The sequence below is a fragment of the Allobosea sp. genome, assembly GCF_035944895.1.
Lineage (GTDB): Bacteria > Pseudomonadota > Alphaproteobacteria > Rhizobiales > Beijerinckiaceae > Allobosea.
In genome coordinates, this window is sequence record NZ_DASZAT010000005.1 from 945,014 (window position 1) to 961,773 (window position 16,760).

Genomic DNA, 16,760 nt, shown 5'->3' on the forward strand with positions numbered 1-16,760 from the left:
AACCATTCGTTTGGCTGATGGCCAGCGCGGAGTTATCGTTTGGGCACTCTCCCGCTGATGCCGGCCAGCCGCCGGTTCGGGCGGGAGCCGAGTTTTCATGTCCAACCCCGAGGAGGCCGTCATGCTGGTCATGACCTTCGTCACGAAGACCTTGTCTGCCGTTTCCGGCGGCGCGGCGCGTGCTGCCGCTCATTCGGTCACGGGCACGAAAAACCTGGTGCGCGCCTTCCTGCACCGTCGCGAAGTGATGCGCCTCAGCGAGCTCGACGAGCGTGGGCTGAAGGATATTGGCCTCGTTCGTTCCGATATCGACGGCGCGCTTGCGGTCTCCTGGCTGAGCGACCCGTCGAGCGTGCTGCAGGCCCGCTCGAACCAGCAGCAGTCGGCTGCCGCGAGCCGGCGAGAGGCCGGGCTTCGACGGCCCGTGGTGATCCAGTCCGCGGTGCGGCCGGGCGCGAAGGAGATCAAGATCGCGTGCAACGCCTGACCCCTTGGCGTGACGCGTCCCTGCGGGCGGTGGCTTCGGCTACCGCCCTTTTTTGTGCCGGGGCATGCGACCCCGCGCGATAGCGGCGCTCGCGGAAGAAAGCGCAGCATCACGAAAATTGATCGGCAGCAGTCTTCTGAGCCCCGTACGATCACCTTGCGCCGCCATTCCGGAGTTGCGCGGCTTCTCCGCTTGTCCGGAATGACGGTTCGATTGAAATCGTGAACACGATTGCCGGCTCAGGCCTTGCGCTGACCGCCGCCGAGCATGGTCTCGAAGATCGAGCGCAGCGCGTCCTGCTGGCTCGCCTGGACCTGGCGGCCGTGCTCGAACATCTGGTTGAGCGCATCGAGGCCGATCGAGCCGGGGCTGGCCTCGCCCGTCGGCTGGGGAGCCTGTTCCGGCTCCGGCTCTGGCGCCGGACGGCGCGATCGCGGCGCCGGCTGCGGGCTGGCCTGCGGGGCCTGTCCCTGTCCGCCGAACATGCCGCCGAGGATCTGGCCGAAGATGTTGCCCATGTCGGCGGGCATGCCGGGCATTCCGCCGCCGAAGGGGCCGCCGCCTTGCGCCTGGCCGGCCTGGGGGTTCTGTCCGCCGAAGAGACCGCCGAGGATCTGTCCCCAAGGATTCGCCGCGTTCGGCTGCTGCGCCTGGGGCTGCATGCCCGGCATCTGGCCGCGCATCATCTCGGCGAACTGACCGAGAATGCCGCCAAGCCCCTGATTGTTCACCGATTTGAACAGCCCGCCCATCAGGATCGAGGCGATCACCGGCAGCATCTGCTTCAGGATCGCCTGGCCGACGCCGCTGGTCGCGGCCGCCTGCGCCGCGACGGCATTGGCGACCTCCTTCGAGCCGAAGAGCTGGCTCATCACGTCCTGGCCCATCGGCATCGCCCGGTCGGGGATGCCATCGCCGTCGCTGTCATACATCTGGCCGAAGGGCGTCGCCGTCATCATCTGGGCGAGGTTGCCGAAGGCGTAGGGGTTCTGGGTCTGGCGCTGCAGTCCCATCGAGAAGGCCGGCAGCAGCGCGTCGAGTGCCGCCTGCGTCTGCTGCATCGAGAGCCCGTATTGCCGCGCCAGGTTCTGCATGGCCTGGCCGTTCTGGGCCGACTGCATCATCTCGAACAGGTTCATCATGGCGCGCTCCCCGCGGGACGAGCCCGCTAACTCACGACATCGACGATAGCAGCAGGTTCTCGTCAGGCAAGCGACGACCTTGCAGCGGCTTGCGCCGCGCTTTCGAGCCGGTCGATGCCGCGATAGGCGGCAACGAGCGCGACGATGCCGAACAGCACCGCGCCCAGCGCCGCGCCGGCGAGCGCGCCCTTGGGCCCTGCATACTGCGCGCCCAGCCAAGCGAGCGGCACCGTGCCGAGCGTGGCCCGGCCCCAGCTGAACAGCGTCGAGTAGAACGGCATGCCGAGATTGTTGAAGGCGGCATTGGCGACGAAGAGCGCGCCGACGAAGAGCCACATCGGTCCGGCGATCAGGCAGAAGAAGGTGACGAGCTCGGCGGTCTCGCCGCCGGTACCGAACAGCGCGGCGATCTGGTGGCGCAGCAGCGCCAGCAGCAGGGCGGCGACCGCGACATAGGCCGCGGCGAAGCCGACCGCATCGGTCAGGGCGCGGCGCATCCGGTCATAGCGTTGCGCGCCCCAGTTCTGCGCCAGGATCGGCCCGATCGCTCCCGAAAGCGCGAACAGCACGCCGAAAGCGACCGGCACCAGCCTGTCGATGATCGCGCTCGCCGCGATCACCTGGTCGCCGAAGCGGGCGACGATGCCGAAGAAGCAGGCATTGGCGATCGGGTTGGCGAGATTGGTCAGGATCGCCGGTGCTGCGATCGCAAAGGTCGGCCCGACGTCACGGCGCAGCGCCGCGAAACTCGGTCGCGCGATCATCCTGTGCACGCCGAGCACGCCCTGGAAGCCGATGACGAGGAAGACGATGCGCGAGAACACGGTCGCCCAGGCGGCGCCGTCGGGACCGAGACCGAGGCCGAAGATCAGCAGCGGGTCGAGCCCGGCGGTAACGATGCCGCCGGCCAGGGTGACGTACATCGCCCGCTTGGCGTCGCCGACCGCGCGCAGGATGCCGGAGAGCCCCATGCCGAGCGCCATCAGCGCATTCGAGGGCAGGGTGATCCACAGGAAGGAGGTCGCGACGGCCAGCGATTCGCCGTGCGCGCCGAGCTTCGGCAGCAGCCAGGGCAAGAACGGCAGTATCAGCAGGCTGACGGCCAGGCCGCAGATCGTCATGGCCGTCAGCGTCGAGCCGGCCATGCGGCGCGCGCCCTCGCGGTCGCCGGCGCCGAGCGCTCGCGCCGTCAGCGCTGCGACGGCGATCATCAGCCCGACATTGATGGAGACCATCAGGTAGAGCACGATCGTGGCGTAGCCGACGCCCGCCGTCGCTTCGGGCCGGCCGAGGCGCGAGACATAGAGCAGCGACAGGAAGTCGACGACGAAGATCGCGATCAGGCCGACCGAGGCGGTCGAGGTCATTACCGCGACATGGCGTAGTGTCGAGCCGCTGACGAAGACGGCCTGATGTGGCTTGGCCGGTGCGTTCACTCGGCCGGCTCCCCGACCCCGCCGACGGAGACTTCGGCGCCGCCGTCCTCGATGACGTCCTGCGTCTCCTTGGTGAGCGCCTTCGACTTGCCCTTGGGCGCGACCAGCGGCTCCGGCGTGACGCGCGGCACCTTGTCGAGGCCGGCGGCGATGCCTTCGCTGAACTGGATCTCCATGCGCTGGGCGTCGCGATCGCGCACATGCTCGATCACGAAACCCGCTTCCTCATAGCTCAGACCGAGCGCCTCCAGCGTCACCCGGCCGAAGCCGAGCGCCGATTCGAAGGTCTCGCGCATCTGGTAGTCGACGTCGGCGCGCATCAGGTCCATCGCGTGGACGCGATCATAGGCACGGGCATGGATGCGCACGGCGGGGAATTCGACCTTGGCCATCTCGGCAATGCGCAACACTGCCTGCCGGTCGTCGATGCAGACGCAGAGCACCTTGGCCTTGCCGGCGCCGGCAGCCCGCAGCACGTCCAGCCGCGTGCCGTCGCCGTAATAGATCTTGAAGCCGAACTTGGCGGCGGAGCGGATCCGCTCGATGTCGGAATCGATGATGGTGACGTCGAGATGCTGCAGCAGCAGCGCCTGCGTCACCACCTGTCCAAAGCGGCCGAAGCCGATCACCAGCACCGAGGGGGCCGCACCGTCGAAAATCTCCTCGATCTCCTCGGGCGGCGGTGCATGAGCGGCGAGCCAGAGGTCGATCAGCTTGGCGGCGATCGGGCCGATCAGCATGCTGAGCGCGGCGATCGCCGTCGCCAGCGCGCCCTGCTTCTCGTCGAGCAGGCCGAGCGAGGCGGCGAGCGGCAGCAGCACGAAGGCGAATTCGCCGGCAGGGGAGAGCAGGGCGCCGGCGCGGATCGCCTCGGTGGTCGAGGAGCAGGACGCCCGCAGGATCGCTGCTGCCGCCGCGATCTTGAACAGCACCAGCAGCGGGGCCGCCAGCGCCAGCAGCAGCGCGTTCTCGGCAACCAGCTTCAGGTCGATGGACATGCCGACCGCCATGAAGAACAGGCCGAGCAGCACGCCGCGGAACGGCTCGACATCGGCTTCGAGCTCGTGCCGGAAATGCGAATCCGCCAGCAGGACGCCGGCGAGGAAGGCGCCCATCGCCATGGAGAGCCCGACCTGCTCCATCAGCAGGGCCGCGCCGAGCACGACCAGCAGCGCGGCGGCCGTCATCACCTCCTTGGCGCCGGCCTTGGCGAGCAGCCGGAAGAAGGGGTTGAGCGCATAGCGGCCGGCGAGCACGACCGCGGCGACGGCAAGCAAGGCGAGCCCCAGGCCCGTCAGTGCCTTGGTCGAGCCGCCTCCATGGGCGGCCTCCGTCGTCGCCAGCAGCGGCAGCAAGGCCAGCATCGGCGCGATCGAGATGTCCTGGAACAGCAGGACGGAGAAGCAGCGCCGGCCATAGGGCTCGGTGCCGTCGCCGCGTTCCTCGAGCAGTTGCAGCGCGATCGAAGTGGCGGAGAGCGCAAGTGCCAGCCCGACCGCCAGAGCCCCGCCGGGACTGAGCCCGAGCTTCCAGGCGACGACGCCGATCACCACCGCACTCAGCAGCATCTGCGCGAAGCCGGCGCCCAGGATGTCCTTGCGCATCGAATAGAGCCGCGCCGGCTGCAATTCGAGCCCGACCAGGAAGAGTAGCAGCACGACGCCGATCTCGGCGGTGCTGCGGATCGTGTCGGGGTCCTTGATCACCGCCAGTACCGAGGGGCCGATCACGACGCCGGCGGCGAGATAGCCGAGCACGGCCGATAGGCCGAAGCGCCGGAACAGCGGCACCGCTACCACTGCACCCGCGCAGAAGGTCAGGATTGAGGGCAGATAGCTGGCATGCGAGGCGGCATCGGCCATGCAGGAACTCGTGCTGAAATGAAGGGGCCGTGCGGAGGCAGGTGGCCGGATGCGAGCAATGTAGGGCTTATCCTCGTATCCTGCGAGGGGCTGCCGCGCATGGCACAAGGCTGTGCGTCGCCAGGCTTCCTTGACATCGCCGGCGCCAGACAGAAAAGAAGGCGCGATCCCTTTGGAACCAGCGCCCCAGTGACCGCCAAGCCGCCGCTCGACATCCTGCTCTGCGCCCCGCGCGGCTTCTGCGCCGGCGTGGTCAGGGCGATCGACGCCGTCGAGAAGGCGCTGGCCCTGCATGGCGCGCCGGTCTTCGTGCGCCACGAGATCGTGCACAACAAATACGTGGTCGAGTCGCTGAAGCGGAAGGGCGCGGTCTTCGTCGCCGAACTTTCCGAGGTGCCGGATGCGACCCGGCCGGTGATCTTCTCCGCCCATGGCGTGCCGAAATCGGTGCCGGCGCAGGCACAGGCCCGCAATCTCTTTCACATCGACGCGACCTGTCCGCTGGTCACCAAGGTGCATCGCGAGGCCGAGGTCCATCACAAGCGCGGCCGGCACATCCTCCTGGTCGGCCACGCCGGCCATCCCGAGGTGATCGGCACGATGGGGCAGCTGCCCGAAGGCGCGATCACGCTGATCGAGACGCTCGACGATGTCGCGAGACTGACCCCGCCCGAGGGCAGGGACCTCGCCTATGTCACGCAGACAACGCTCTCGGTCGACGATACCCGCGAGATCGTGCAGGCGCTGCAGGCGCGTTTCCCAGCCTTGATCGCCCCGCACAAGGAAGACATCTGCTACGCCACCACCAACCGCCAGGAGGCGGTCAAGCGCGTCGCGCCGCTGGTCGACGGGCTGATCGTGGTCGGCTCGCCGAATTCCTCCAACTCGCAGCGCCTGCGCGAGGTCGCCGAGCGTGCCGGTTGCCCGGTTTCGCGCCTCGTGCTGCGTACCAACGAGATCGACTGGTCGCTCTTCGGCGACATCCGCCGCCTCGGCATCACCGCCGGCGCCAGTGCGCCGGAGGTGCTGGTCGAGGAGATCATCGACGCCTTCGCCGAGCGCTACGAGGTCACGGTCGAGACGGTCTCGACCGCCGACGAGAGCGTCTTCTTCCCGCTGCCGCGCGAACTGCGCGAGCCTGCCCCCAACGCAGCCGAGTGAGCTGAGTATCCAGCGTGGCCGTCTATACCGAAGTGCCCGATGACGAGATGGCCGCCTTCGTGGCGCGCTACGGCATCGGCGACCTCCTCTCCGCCAAGGGCATCGCCGAGGGGGTCGAGAACTCGAACTACCTCGTCCACACGACGCGGGGCTTCTACATCCTCACCCTCTACGAGAAGCGGGTGAAACCGGCCGACCTGCCGTTCTTCATCGAGCTGATGCAGCACCTCGCCGGGCGCGGGCTCAATTGCCCGGTGCCGGTGCTCGACGCCTCGGGCCAGGCGCTCGGCACGCTCGCTGGCCGCCCGGCCGCGATCGTCAGCTTCCTCGACGGCCTCTCGGTGCGCCGCCCCGGCGCCGGCCATTGCGGCGAGGTCGGGCGCGCGCTCGCTTTGCTGCACCGCGCCGGCGAAGATTTTTCGATGAAGCGCGTCAACGCGCTCTCGGTGCCGGGCTGGCGTCCGCTCGCCGAGCAGGCCGGGGCCGATGCCGACAAGGTTTCGCCCGGGCTGGCGCGGCGGGTCATGGCCGAGATCGCGGTGCATGAGGCCGGTTGGCCGAAGGACCTGCCCGGCGGGGTTATCCATGCCGATCTCTTCCCGAACAACGTGTTCTTCATCGGCGAGAAGCTGTCGGGCGTCATCGACTTCTATTTCGCCTGCACTGACGCCTATGCCTACGACCTCGCCATCTGCCTGAATTCCTGGTGCTTCGAGACCGATTCCTCGTTCAACCTGACCAAGGGCCAGGCGATGCTGGCCGGCTATGAGAGCGTTCGCCCGCTGAATGAAGCCGAGGTCGCGGCCCTGCCGGCGCTCTGCCGCGGCTCGGCGCTGCGCTTCCTGCTGACCCGGCTGGTCGACTGGCTCAACGTGCCGCCAGGCGCGCTGGTCAAGCCGCATGATCCGCTCGAATACGACCGCAAGCTCGTCTTCCACCAGCGCGTGAGCGACACCAGAGAATATGGGCTGCGCCGATGACTGATCCAGTTGAAGTCTGGACTGACGGCGCCTGCTCGGGCAATCCGGGCCCCGGCGGCTGGGGCGCGATCCTGTCCTACAAGGGCAAGGAGCGTGAGCTTTCCGGCGGCGAGGCGCTGACCACCAACAACCGCATGGAGCTGATGGGTGCGATCTCGGCGCTGGAGACGCTGACCCGGCCCTGCACCGTCGCGCTCCACACCGACAGCCAGTATCTGCGCCAGGGCATCACCAGCTGGATCCATGGCTGGAAGAAGAACGGCTGGAAGACCGCCGATCGCAAGCCGGTCAAGAACGAGGAGCTCTGGAAGCGCCTCGATGCCGCGCTGAAGCAGCACAAGATCGAGTGGAAATGGGTCAAGGGCCACGCCGGCGACGAGATGAACGAGCGCGCCGACGCGCTGGCGCGGGCAGGGATGGCGCCGTTCAAGCCGGGGCGGTGAGGCGCACGCTCAGCGCCAGCCGAGCCCTGGCGCGACGTGCTTCAGGATCGCCTCGATGACATGGGCGTTGTAGGCGACGCCGAGCTGGTTCGGCACCGTCAATAGCAGCGTGTCCGCCTCGGCGATCGCCTCGTCCCGCTTCAGCTCGTCGATCAGCTTGTCGGGTTCGGCCGCATAGCTGCGCCCGAAGATCGCGCGCGTGCTGTCGTCGATGTAGCCGATCGAGTCGTCACTCTCATTGCCGCGGCCGAAATAGGCGCGGTCGCGGTCGTCGACCAAGGCGAAGATGCTGCGGCTGACCGAGACGCGCGGCTCGCGCGTGTGACCGGCCTCTTTCCAGGCCTGCCTGTAGCCGCGGATCTGCTTGGCCTGCTGGATGTGGAAGGGCTCGCCGCTCTCGTCGGTCTTCAGCGTCGAACTCTGCAGGTTCATGCCAGCTTTCGCCGCCCAGACGGCGGTGGCGTCGGAGGAGGCGCCCCACCAGATGCGCTCGCGCAGGCCCTCGGAATGGGGCTCCAGTCGCAGCAGGCCGGGCGGATTGGGGAACATCGGGCGCGGATTGGGCTGCGCAAAACCCTCGCCGCGTAGCACGTCGAGGAAGACCTCGGTGTGGCGGCGCGCCATGTCGGCGTCGCTCTGCCCCTCGGCCGGCTGGTAGCCGAAATGGCGCCAGCCATCGATGACCTGTTCGGGCGAGCCGCGGCTGATGCCGAGCTGCAGCCGCCCGCCGGCGATCAGGTCGGCCGACCCCGCATCCTCAGCCATGTAGAGCGGGTTCTCGTAGCGCATGTCGATGACGGCGGTGCCGATCTCAATGCGCCTGGTCCTTGCGCCGATGGCGGCCAGCAGCGGGAAGGGCGAGGCGAGCTGGCGGGCGAAATGATGCACCCGGAAATAGGCGCCGTCCGCGCCCAACTCTTCAGCGGCAACGGCGAGATCGATCGACTGCAGCAGCGTATCGCCCGCCGAGCGGGTCTGGGATTGCGGCGAGGGAGTCCAGTGTCCGAAGGACAGGAAGCCGATCTTTTTCATCGCATGACGCCTGTGAACCACCGAGAGCGCGGAGCCTATCCGCGACAGGAAAACGCCCGAGCGGCCATCGCCGCCGGGCGTGCTTCGTCACCATATAGGGAGGATTCGTCGGGTTGCCGCGGCGTCCGTGCACAGGAGCCAATGCCGCAATGCAATCCTGGTCGCAACCGTTGGGTCATCCGCTTGCATGACCAGCGGCAGCCCAGCGATGACTCCTCCACCCGCCGTTTTAGAACTGCATTTCGACCCTGCCCTTGAGGGCATGGTCGCGGGAGCGTTCGCCGATGGCGGCCGAGTAGGTCAGGCCGAGGGCGGTGGCCTGCGAGATGCGCCAGTCGAGCCCGGCTTCGGCGACGAGGGCCTCGCGGTCGATTTTGGCAGCGAAGACCTGGGCCGGGGTCGTGCCGGCAACGAAGGCGGTGCGGGCCTGCGGCGTGAGATCGCCAAAACCGTGGCGCCAGCCGAGCATGGCCCGCGCGAACAGCGGCATCGCCCCGAGCTGCGCCTCGGCCCGCAGGCCCAGTGTGGTGAAGCCGAGCGTCTGGTCGCTGGAGAGGACGCGCAAGGCCGCAGCCCCGCCTCGCTCGCTGCCGGAGTCCGTGCTGACCCGGATCAGCGCCAATTGCGCGAAGGGTTCGAGCGCAACGCCGCTGAAAGCGAAGGCATAGCCGAGCTCGGCAAAGCCTTGCGTCACCGAACCCGGGCGCTGCAGCCGCAGCAGATCGCCGAAGCCGCGGATCTGGACCTGGCGGCGGATGTCGCTCTCGGACCAGGTGTAGGCGGCGCCGGCGTCGAAGCGCAGGTTGCCGAAGCGGGCACCGGCATAGAGCGCGGCGTGGCCGCTCTCGAGCTTGCCGGTGGAGAACCTTGCATCGAGATCGAAGCGCGACTGGCTGTAGCCGCCGGCGACGCCGAGCTTCAGCGACGAGCCCGGTGCGTCGTAGACCATGACATCGGCGCCGAGCAGCGCACCGCCGCTGCGGCGGCTCATGCTGGCGGCATTGCCGTCGGCGTCGGTGTTGCCGGTGCTGCCGAAGGCCGTGCCCCAGAGTGCATAGCGCGGCTGCGGCACCGGGGTGGGCATCACGACCCCGCCCTTGCGGCCCGGCAGGTCGGCAGTGAAGGCGCCCGCGACCTGCTGACCCGGCGCGGTCAGCAGCGGCCCGCGCAGATGGCCGAGGATGGTGTCGCGCACTAGCCGGCTCTCATCGATCATCACCGCGACCGCCTGCGCATGCGCCTCGCCCGAAAGCAGGTCGAAGCCGGCGCGGGCTTCTGCCGCCGTCGCCGAGATCAGCGCATCATAGACCGGGTTGCCCACGCCCAGCCGCTCCGCCGCGATCGCGATGAAGCCCTGGTTGCGGGTGGCGGCGACCGCGTTGCCCGCTGTGCCGCCGCCATTGTCGGGGCCGAAGGAGTTGCCGTTGCGGGTCATGGTCAGCGTCACGTTCTGGCTGTCGTAAGCCAGCGACGGCGTCAGGAAGGCGAGATTCGAGGTGACGCTGGTGAAGGTTCCGCTGACCCCGCCCGAGGCGGTCAGGATGGTGTAGCTGGTCGCGGCCGCGTAATTGCCGTTCTCGGCCAGCACCTGCACCGTGCCGCCAGTAATGCTCGCCGAGCCGGAGGCCACGATCCTGTCGCTCTGGCCGGCGGCGTTGACCTCGACCTGATAGGTCGAGCCCGAGGCGAAGGCGACATTGCCGGAGATGGTCAGCGACCCGATCGAGTTGCCGGGCGAAATCGTGCCGCCGCTGCCGACGCTCACGCCGCCAATGGTGCCGGAGCCGCCGAGTGTGCCGCCGTCCAGTGTCACCGAGCTCGCGATCGAGCCGTTCACCACCAGCTTGCCGCCGGAGACCTTCGTGCTGCCGGTATAGGTGTTGGTTCCGGTCAGCGTCAGCGTGCCGGTGCCGGTCTTGTCGAGCCCGCCATTGCCGCTGATTGACCCGGAGAAGGTCGTCGAGGCGTTGCTGCCGCCGGCCTTCAATGTCGTGCCGGTACCGATCTGGATATTGCCCGCGCCAGCGATCGATGCGGCGGTCACGCTACCCAGCCCATCGCTGATCTGCAGCGTCGCGCCGGAGGCCACCGCGTAGTCCGACGCCGCTGACATCGCCCGTGCAGCGTCGATGAAGAGCGCGCCGGCCTCGATCGAGGTCGCGCCGGAATAGGTGTTGGTGCCGGACAGGGTCAGCGTGCCGGTCCCGGTCTTGGTCAGCCCGCCCGTGCCACTGATGGCGCCGCTGAAGCCGAGCGAGCCGCTGCGATTGAAGACGAGCTGGCCATTGTTGACGACGTCGCCGAGGATCGAGCCGGTCGTGCCGCCATTGCCGATCTGGAGCGTGCCGCCCGCGATCGTCGTTCCGCCGGTATAGGTATTGGTTCCGGTCAGGATCAGCGTGCCGGCGCCGGCCTTGGTCAGCGAGGTGCCGTTCCAGCCGGTCGCAGGGTTCGCCGCCTGATCGGCCAGCACCGCCCCGACCGTGAAACTGTCGGTGGCGTTGGTCAGCGTGAAGGTGCCGTGAGCGAGATTGTTGTGGGCGCTCCAGGCCAGGCCATAGCTGGCGAGATATTGCAGGCCGTTATCGGATTTGCGGGTGGAGAGGGTGAGGTAGTCCACCGTGCCGCTGAAGCCGCCGACGCTGATGCTGGCAAAGTCGCCGCTGATGCCGGATGCGGTGTCGATCAGCACCATGTCGAGCTGACTCGCATCGCTGATGCCGCCGAGGTTGAAGGTGACGCCGTTGCCGATCGTCATGCTGTTGGCGGAGAGCGCGGGGCTGCCCGTGCCGGCGGCGATGGACAGCGTGGTGCTATCGCCGAACGTCACGGTCTGGGCGACGCTCAGGGTCGTCGGCGCCTGGATCGCCAGCGTGCCGCCGGTGACGTTGACGCTGCCGGCCAGATTGATGCTGCCGCTCGACACGCCGTTGCCGAACTGGAGCGTGCCGGCCGAGATCGTCGTGCCGCCGGTATAGGTCTTGGCTCCGGTCAGGATCAGCGTGCCCGTGCCGGTCTTGACCAGCGAGCCGCCGGCGCCGGAGATGTCGCCGCTCACCTCGGTCGAGAGATTGTTCGAGCCGATCGTCAGCTCATTGGCGCCGAGGACGTAATTGCCGGCGCCTGCGATCGACCCCGCGCTCAGCTTGCGGTCGCCGTTCGGGCCGGTGCTGCCCGAGAAATCGACCGTTCTACCGGCATTGTTGGTGATCGCGGCGTTGCCCGCCGTGCTGGTATCGTAGAAATACAGATCGCTGTTGTTGGTGATGGTGGCGCCGCCCGCCGTACTGACGTTGAAGAAAATAAGGCTGTAGTTGCTGGTGATGGTGGCGCTGCCGGCTGTGCTGCTGCCTAAGAATGCCATTCCGCCGCTGGTGGTGATGATGGCGCTGCCGGCTGTGCTGCTGCCTAAGAATGCCATTCCGCCGCTGCCGGTGATGGTGGCGCTGCCAGCTGTGCTGGCGTTGTCGAAGCTCAGGTGGTTGCTGTTGGTGATGGTGGCATTGCCCGCCGTGCTGGTATCGTAGAAGCCCACAACCCGATTATTGGTGATGGTCGCGCTGCTCGCCGTGCTGGTGCCGTAGAATCGCAGATTGCCGCTGTTGGTGACGGCGGCATCGCCTGCCGTGCTGGCGTGGTCGAAAATCAGATCCCCACCGCTGTTGTTGGTAATGGTGGCGTTCCCCGCCGTGCTGAAGTCGCGAAACAAGATCCAGAAATTGTTGTTGTTCGTAATGTTGGCGCTCCCGGCCGTGCTCATGCTGTAGAAAATTAGGGAGCCGGCGTTGGTAATGGTGGAGTTTCCGGCCGTGCTGCTGAAGGAGAACTGAAGGCGGTCGTTGTTGGTGATAATGGCGCTGCCGGCCGTGGCGGCGTCGCTGAAGCCGGTGATGCTGTTGTTGGTGATGGTGGCGCTGCCGGCCGTACTGTCGTTGATGAAGCTAAGGACATAGCTGTTAATGATGGTGGCGCTGCCGGCGCTGGCGTGGTCTGCGTAGTACAGCGTAGCCGCGTTGGTGACCGTGCCCGATGCAATGCTTCCGGTAATCAGGAGCGTTCCGCCGCTCACCGTGGTCGCGCCGCTATAGGTGCTGACCCCCGATAAGGTCAGCGTGCCCGTGCCCGTCTTGACCAAGGAGCCGCTGCCGGAGATGACGCCGCTCACCTCGGTCGAGAGATTGTTCGAGCCGACCGTGAACTGCTTGGCGCCAATCACGTAGTTGCCGGCGCCCTCGATCGAGCCTGCCGTCATCGCGGCCAATCCGGCGGGATCCGAGATATCGACCGTGCCGCCGGCCTGGGTGATGAAGCGCGCCCCGGCGCTGCTGCCGGCGGCGATGAACTGGGTCGTCGCCCCGGCAGCCGTGGTGATCGTCGCCGTGCCAGCCGTGCTGAAGCCGCGAAAGATCAGGCTGCTCTCATTGACGATGGTCGCGCTGTCGGCCGAGCTGCTGTCATAGAAGATCAGGCTGTTCTTGTTGGTGATGGTGGCGCTGCCGGCGCTGCTCGTGTCGTAGAAGCTCAGGCTGCCATTGTTGGTGATGGACGCGTTTCCAGCCGTGCTCGACGTGTGGAAGTTGAGCAGGCCGGCACCAGTGTTGACGATTGTCGCGCTGCCGGCTGTGCTGTCGTCATAGAACAGCAGGTAAGCCATGTTGGTGATGGTGGCGTTGCCGGCCGTGCTGGTGTCGTGGAACTCCGTGAAGAAGCTGTTCGTGATCGAGGCGCTGCCCGCAGAGCTGGCGTTCCGAAAATAGAGGTCTCCGCTGTTGCTGATGGTCGCGCTGCCGCCGTTGACGACGATACCCGCTCCGGTGAACTCGAGCGCCCGGTTGTTGTTGAAGCTGTAGTTCGCGGCATTGGCGTTGAACGTCCATTCGCCGATGGTCACATCGTTCGCGAACGACAGGTTCGTAATCGTCGACGTGCCGAAGAAGGCCGTGCCGGTCGGCCGAAATCCGGTGTCCCAGTTTAGGCCGGCATTGAAATTGGTCGAGATCGGCGCCGTGTGCCAGGTCGCATTCTGAGCGTGGGCAGGCGCGACGAGCGCCGTGCCGGCGAGCAGCGCCAGCCGCAGGGCCAGGCCGCCCCATCGTCCGTCGAAAATCGGTAGAGCCACGTCTTGTCCCCCGGCCGCTGCGGAAGGCTTACGCCAGGGCACCGGCAAGGCAATGAACAGCCGTTCACAACCCGGCAAATCGATCGAGTGTGGCGGATTTGCCGTGGATTCGCGACAAGGCGACTGTTCGAGCGGATCGAGAGCAGGGCGGCCCCGTCGCTCAGCCCAGCGGCTGGCGGTAGACGATGAAGCCGGATTTCTGCGCGACCTTGTCGTAGAGTTCCTGCGCCTGCAGGTTGCTCTCATGCGTCTGCCAGTAGACGCGGAACAGGCCCTTCGTTTCCGCCATCTGCCGGACGGCCTCGATCAGCTTGCGGCCGACGCCATGCCCGCGCGCCTCCTCGCTGGTGAAGAGATCCTGCAGATAGCAGATCTCCTTCTGGCTCCAGGTCGTGCGGTGCAGCACGTAGTTGACGATGCCGAGCGCCTTGCCGTCGCGCTCGGCGATGAAGCCGCCCATCGGCTCCTGCCCGCCGGTCAGGCGCGCGAAGGTCGTGTCGCTCGTCTCCGGCGTCAGCGAGGCCTTGTAGAAGGTGAGATAGCCCTGCCAGAGCGGCTCCCAGGCGGCGCGATCATTGGCCGTGAGCGGGCGGATGCTGATCTCTGACATGGCGCGGTGTCTCCTCGATTTTCTCGGGAGGCTAGCGGCGGCTTTGGGCGCTGTCTCATGACAAGCGCAGATCGGATCGATCGGATTTGGTGCTGGACATGAAAAAGCCCGCGCCGGAGGCGCGGGCTCGAAGACCGTGTGCCGAAGCAGCTCAGAGCTGGTTCAGCATCGCCTCGGCTCCGGAGAGATCGGCCTTACCCGGCGCATCCTCGACGTTCAGCGCGGTGACGACGCCGTCCTCGACCACCATCGAATAGCGCTGCGAGCGGGTGCCGAGGCCGAAGCCCGAGCCGTCCATCGACAGGCCGATCTCCTTGGCGAAGTCGGCATTGCCATCGGAGAGGAAGGTGATGACGCCGGCCCCGCCGGTCGCCTTCGACCAGGCGTCCATGACGAAGACGTCGTTGACGCCGGTGACGAAGATCTCCTCGACGCCCTTGGCCTTGATCTCGGCCGCCTTGTTCACATAGCCCGGCAGATGGTTCTTGTGGCAGGTCGGGGTGAAGGCGCCCGGCACGGCGAAGAGCACGATCTTGCGGCCCTTGAACAGGTCGTCCGTGGTCTTGGCTGCTGGCCCGTCGGCCGTCATCACGCGAAACGTCGCCTGCGGAAGCTTGTCACCGACCTTGATCGCCATCGCCATGTCTCCTGCGCGCTTTCCGTTCGGCCAGAATGGTCGAACGATCAGAATTCGCGCCAATACGAGCGCGGCGTCGTGCCGCTTCGACGGGCAGGGTTACGGCTTCGCGCTGCCGATGTCGAGTTCGAGCCGCGTCTCGACCGCCTGCGGCTTGCCGCGCACGGTGATGATCAGGGGGGTGGGACCGGTCGCGCCCTTGGGGCGTTCGACGATCTTGAGCTTCGCGGCGACGGTCCCGTCCGGCTGCGGCGTGAGCATCGGCCGGCCGAAGGACCACATGCCGGCGCCCTCGACGAAGACGTCGTCGACCGAACCGCCATCGGGGGCCTTCAGCAGCAGCTTCACCGCGGCGTCGCTATGGGTGACCTCCAGGATCGATAGGCGGTCATCCGTCGCGCCCAGCTTGACCGCGTGCGGAATCCGCGCCTCGAACTGCTCCAGCCGCGGCGAGGTCACCGAGGTGACGCCCGGTTCCAGCCACAGCCGCGCCTCGCCCTTGGCGGGAACGCAGATCTTGTCGCAGACCGCGTAGTCGAGCTTCAGCACCACGGTAACCGGCCGCGCCGGATCGATCGGCTGGACCGAGACCGGCACCACCACCTCGCCGACATAGCCGATGCCGGAGCCGGCGCCGTCCTCGAAGCGCTCCGGGGTCGGCCAGCGCACATCGAGCCCGCCGACATTCTCCGAGCCGCTCCAGTCGAAGACCGGGGGCACGCCGGCATCGCCGGGACTGCGCCAATAGGTCTTGAAGCCTTGCGACATCGTGATCTCGACGCCGACGCGCTGCTTGCCCGAAGGCGCAGTCGCGCCCGCGATCAGGCGCATCGACGAGTATGCGGCTTTCGACCACGGCGAAACCGCGGCGTCCTGGGCGGAAGCCGGGGTGCCGAGCGCCAGCGCGGCGAGGAAGGAGAGGGTCGTGACCGTTTTCACGTGGTCTGATTTAGGTGATCCAGCCGCGTTTTGCGAGGCCGGTACCGGCGCTGTGATCCGGGATCGGCATTGCAGCCAAGCATGGCCAGCTTTGCGCCAGCATTGCGGCGGGGGCGGAGAAGCATCCCGGAGAGCCATCCGGCTAAGCCTGAATATCCTCGGCTTGCCGGCGAGCCAAAAATGTTCCCACACCGGCCGAACATGCCGTAGCATGGGCACCATGAATCTCGGATCGAACCAGCGCATCAGCGGCCGCAGCTATCTCGACGGGCAGTGCCTGATCGCCATGCCGGGCATGAGCGACCAGCGCTTCGTCCGCAGCGTCGTCTATCTCTGCGCCCATTCCGAAGACGGCGCGATGGGCATCATCGTCAATAAGCCTGCCGCCGATACGCGCTTTCCGGAACTGCTCGTCCAGCTCGACGTCATCCCGTCCGACCAGGCGATCCGTCTGCCGAGCCAGGCCGAGAGGATGAAGGTGCTGCGCGGCGGGCCGGTCGAGACCAAGCGTGGTTTCGTCCTGCACAGCGCCGATTTCTTCCTGGAATCCGCGACGCTGCCGATCGATGACGGCATCTGCCTGACCGCGACGCTCGATATCCTGCGCGCCATCGCCGTCGGCACCGGGCCGGAGAATGCGGTGCTGGCGCTCGGCTATGCCGGCTGGGGAGCGGGGCAGCTCGAATCCGAGATCCAGTCCAATGGCTGGCTGCATTGCGCCGCCGATGAGGCGCTGCTCTTCGACGACGCGCTCGACACCAAATATGCCCGCGCGCTCGGCAAGCTCGGCATCGATCAGGCTTTCCTGTCGAAGGATGCCGGGCACGCCTGACATGCGTCATGCTCGGGCTGGACCCGAGCATCTCAGGCCGTGGAAGGCGCCGATAGAACGTCCTCGTCAGGAGATTATCG

General features: G+C 67.2%; 13 protein-coding genes. 5 read left to right on the forward strand and 8 right to left on the reverse strand.

The window, feature by feature from the left end:
• Positions 1-97: 97 nt before the first annotated feature.
• Positions 98-487 (forward strand): DUF1127 domain-containing protein, encoded by a 390-nt coding sequence (locus VGV58_RS06770; protein WP_326873206.1) that lies wholly within the window; start codon positions 98-100, stop codon positions 485-487.
• Positions 488-726: 239 nt separating this feature from the next.
• Here VGV58_RS06770 and VGV58_RS06775 read toward each other — a convergent pair whose 3' ends face one another.
• From VGV58_RS06775 to VGV58_RS06785, 3 genes are all read right to left on the reverse strand, one after another.
• The gene (locus tag VGV58_RS06775) at positions 727-1,629 is read right to left on the reverse strand and encodes a DUF937 domain-containing protein (protein ID WP_326873207.1); all 903 of its coding nucleotides are present in this window, start codon (positions 1,627-1,629) and stop codon (positions 727-729) included.
• Positions 1,630-1,691: 62 nt separating this feature from the next.
• The gene (locus VGV58_RS06780) at positions 1,692-3,065 is read right to left on the reverse strand and encodes an MATE family efflux transporter (RefSeq protein ID WP_326873208.1); all 1,374 of its coding nucleotides are present in this window, start codon (positions 3,063-3,065) and stop codon (positions 1,692-1,694) included.
• Positions 3,062-4,927, reverse strand: coding sequence for a monovalent cation:proton antiporter-2 (CPA2) family protein (locus VGV58_RS06785; RefSeq protein WP_326873209.1), 1,866 nt, complete (start codon positions 4,925-4,927; stop codon positions 3,062-3,064). Before VGV58_RS06785 ends, VGV58_RS06780 begins: the two co-directional genes overlap by 4 nt.
• Before the next feature lie 189 nt (positions 4,928-5,116).
• On the opposite strand from VGV58_RS06785, the gene ispH reads away from it, so the two are divergent.
• Genes ispH through rnhA form a run of 3 tightly spaced genes read left to right on the forward strand, consistent with a single transcriptional unit; the run spans position 5,117 to position 7,511 of the window.
• Entirely contained in the window at positions 5,117-6,088 is a 972-nt protein-coding gene (gene ispH, locus VGV58_RS06790) for a 4-hydroxy-3-methylbut-2-enyl diphosphate reductase (protein ID WP_326873210.1), read from the forward strand.
• Between the two features lie 14 nt (positions 6,089-6,102).
• Complete coding sequence (locus VGV58_RS06795; RefSeq protein ID WP_326873211.1) at positions 6,103-7,068, forward strand: homoserine kinase; 966 nt, start codon at positions 6,103-6,105, stop codon at positions 7,066-7,068.
• Positions 7,065-7,511: a ribonuclease HI gene (gene rnhA / locus VGV58_RS06800; RefSeq protein WP_152016869.1), complete on the forward strand. Its 447-nt coding sequence runs from the start codon at positions 7,065-7,067 to the stop codon at positions 7,509-7,511. Before VGV58_RS06795 ends, rnhA begins: the two co-directional genes overlap by 4 nt.
• Positions 7,512-7,520: 9 nt before the next feature.
• Here the strand turns inward: rnhA and VGV58_RS06805 are convergent, their stop codons facing one another.
• The 5 genes from VGV58_RS06805 to VGV58_RS06825 form a co-directional block, all read right to left on the reverse strand.
• The gene (locus VGV58_RS06805) at positions 7,521-8,543 is read right to left on the reverse strand and encodes an LLM class flavin-dependent oxidoreductase (protein WP_326873212.1); all 1,023 of its coding nucleotides are present in this window, start codon (positions 8,541-8,543) and stop codon (positions 7,521-7,523) included.
• Positions 8,544-8,772: 229 nt separating this feature from the next.
• Positions 8,773-13,662, reverse strand: coding sequence for an autotransporter domain-containing protein (locus VGV58_RS06810; protein WP_326873213.1), 4,890 nt, complete (start codon positions 13,660-13,662; stop codon positions 8,773-8,775).
• Between the two features lie 160 nt (positions 13,663-13,822).
• Positions 13,823-14,272: a GNAT family N-acetyltransferase gene (locus VGV58_RS06815; RefSeq protein ID WP_326873214.1), complete on the reverse strand. Its 450-nt coding sequence runs from the start codon at positions 14,270-14,272 to the stop codon at positions 13,823-13,825.
• A 151-nt stretch (positions 14,273-14,423) separates the two neighbouring features.
• Complete coding sequence (locus VGV58_RS06820; protein ID WP_326873215.1) at positions 14,424-14,909, reverse strand: peroxiredoxin; 486 nt, start codon at positions 14,907-14,909, stop codon at positions 14,424-14,426.
• Positions 14,910-15,008: 99 nt separating this feature from the next.
• Positions 15,009-15,848, reverse strand: coding sequence for a protein-disulfide reductase DsbD domain-containing protein (locus tag VGV58_RS06825; RefSeq protein ID WP_326873216.1), 840 nt, complete (start codon positions 15,846-15,848; stop codon positions 15,009-15,011).
• Positions 15,849-16,059: 211 nt separating this feature from the next.
• On the opposite strand from VGV58_RS06825, the gene VGV58_RS06830 reads away from it, so the two are divergent.
• Positions 16,060-16,680, forward strand: a complete 621-nt coding sequence (locus VGV58_RS06830) for a YqgE/AlgH family protein (RefSeq protein ID WP_326873217.1) — start codon at positions 16,060-16,062, stop codon at positions 16,678-16,680.
• Positions 16,681-16,760: the final 80 nt, after the last annotated feature.

Coding starts and splice junctions, on each gene's coding strand:
- VGV58_RS06770 (WP_326873206.1), top strand. CDS start 98: ATGTCCAACCCCGAGGAGGCCGTCATGCTGGTCATGACCTTCGTCACG.
- VGV58_RS06775 (WP_326873207.1), bottom strand. CDS start 1,629: ATGATGAACCTGTTCGAGATGATGCAGTCGGCCCAGAACGGCCAGGCC.
- VGV58_RS06785 (WP_326873209.1), bottom strand. CDS start 4,927: ATGGCCGATGCCGCCTCGCATGCCAGCTATCTGCCCTCAATCCTGACC.
- rnhA (WP_152016869.1), top strand. CDS start 7,065: ATGACTGATCCAGTTGAAGTCTGGACTGACGGCGCCTGCTCGGGCAAT.
- VGV58_RS06805 (WP_326873212.1), bottom strand. CDS start 8,543: ATGAAAAAGATCGGCTTCCTGTCCTTCGGACACTGGACTCCCTCGCCG.
- VGV58_RS06815 (WP_326873214.1), bottom strand. CDS start 14,272: ATGTCAGAGATCAGCATCCGCCCGCTCACGGCCAATGATCGCGCCGCC.
- VGV58_RS06820 (WP_326873215.1), bottom strand. CDS start 14,909: ATGGCGATCAAGGTCGGTGACAAGCTTCCGCAGGCGACGTTTCGCGTG.
- VGV58_RS06830 (WP_326873217.1), top strand. CDS start 16,060: ATGGGCACCATGAATCTCGGATCGAACCAGCGCATCAGCGGCCGCAGC.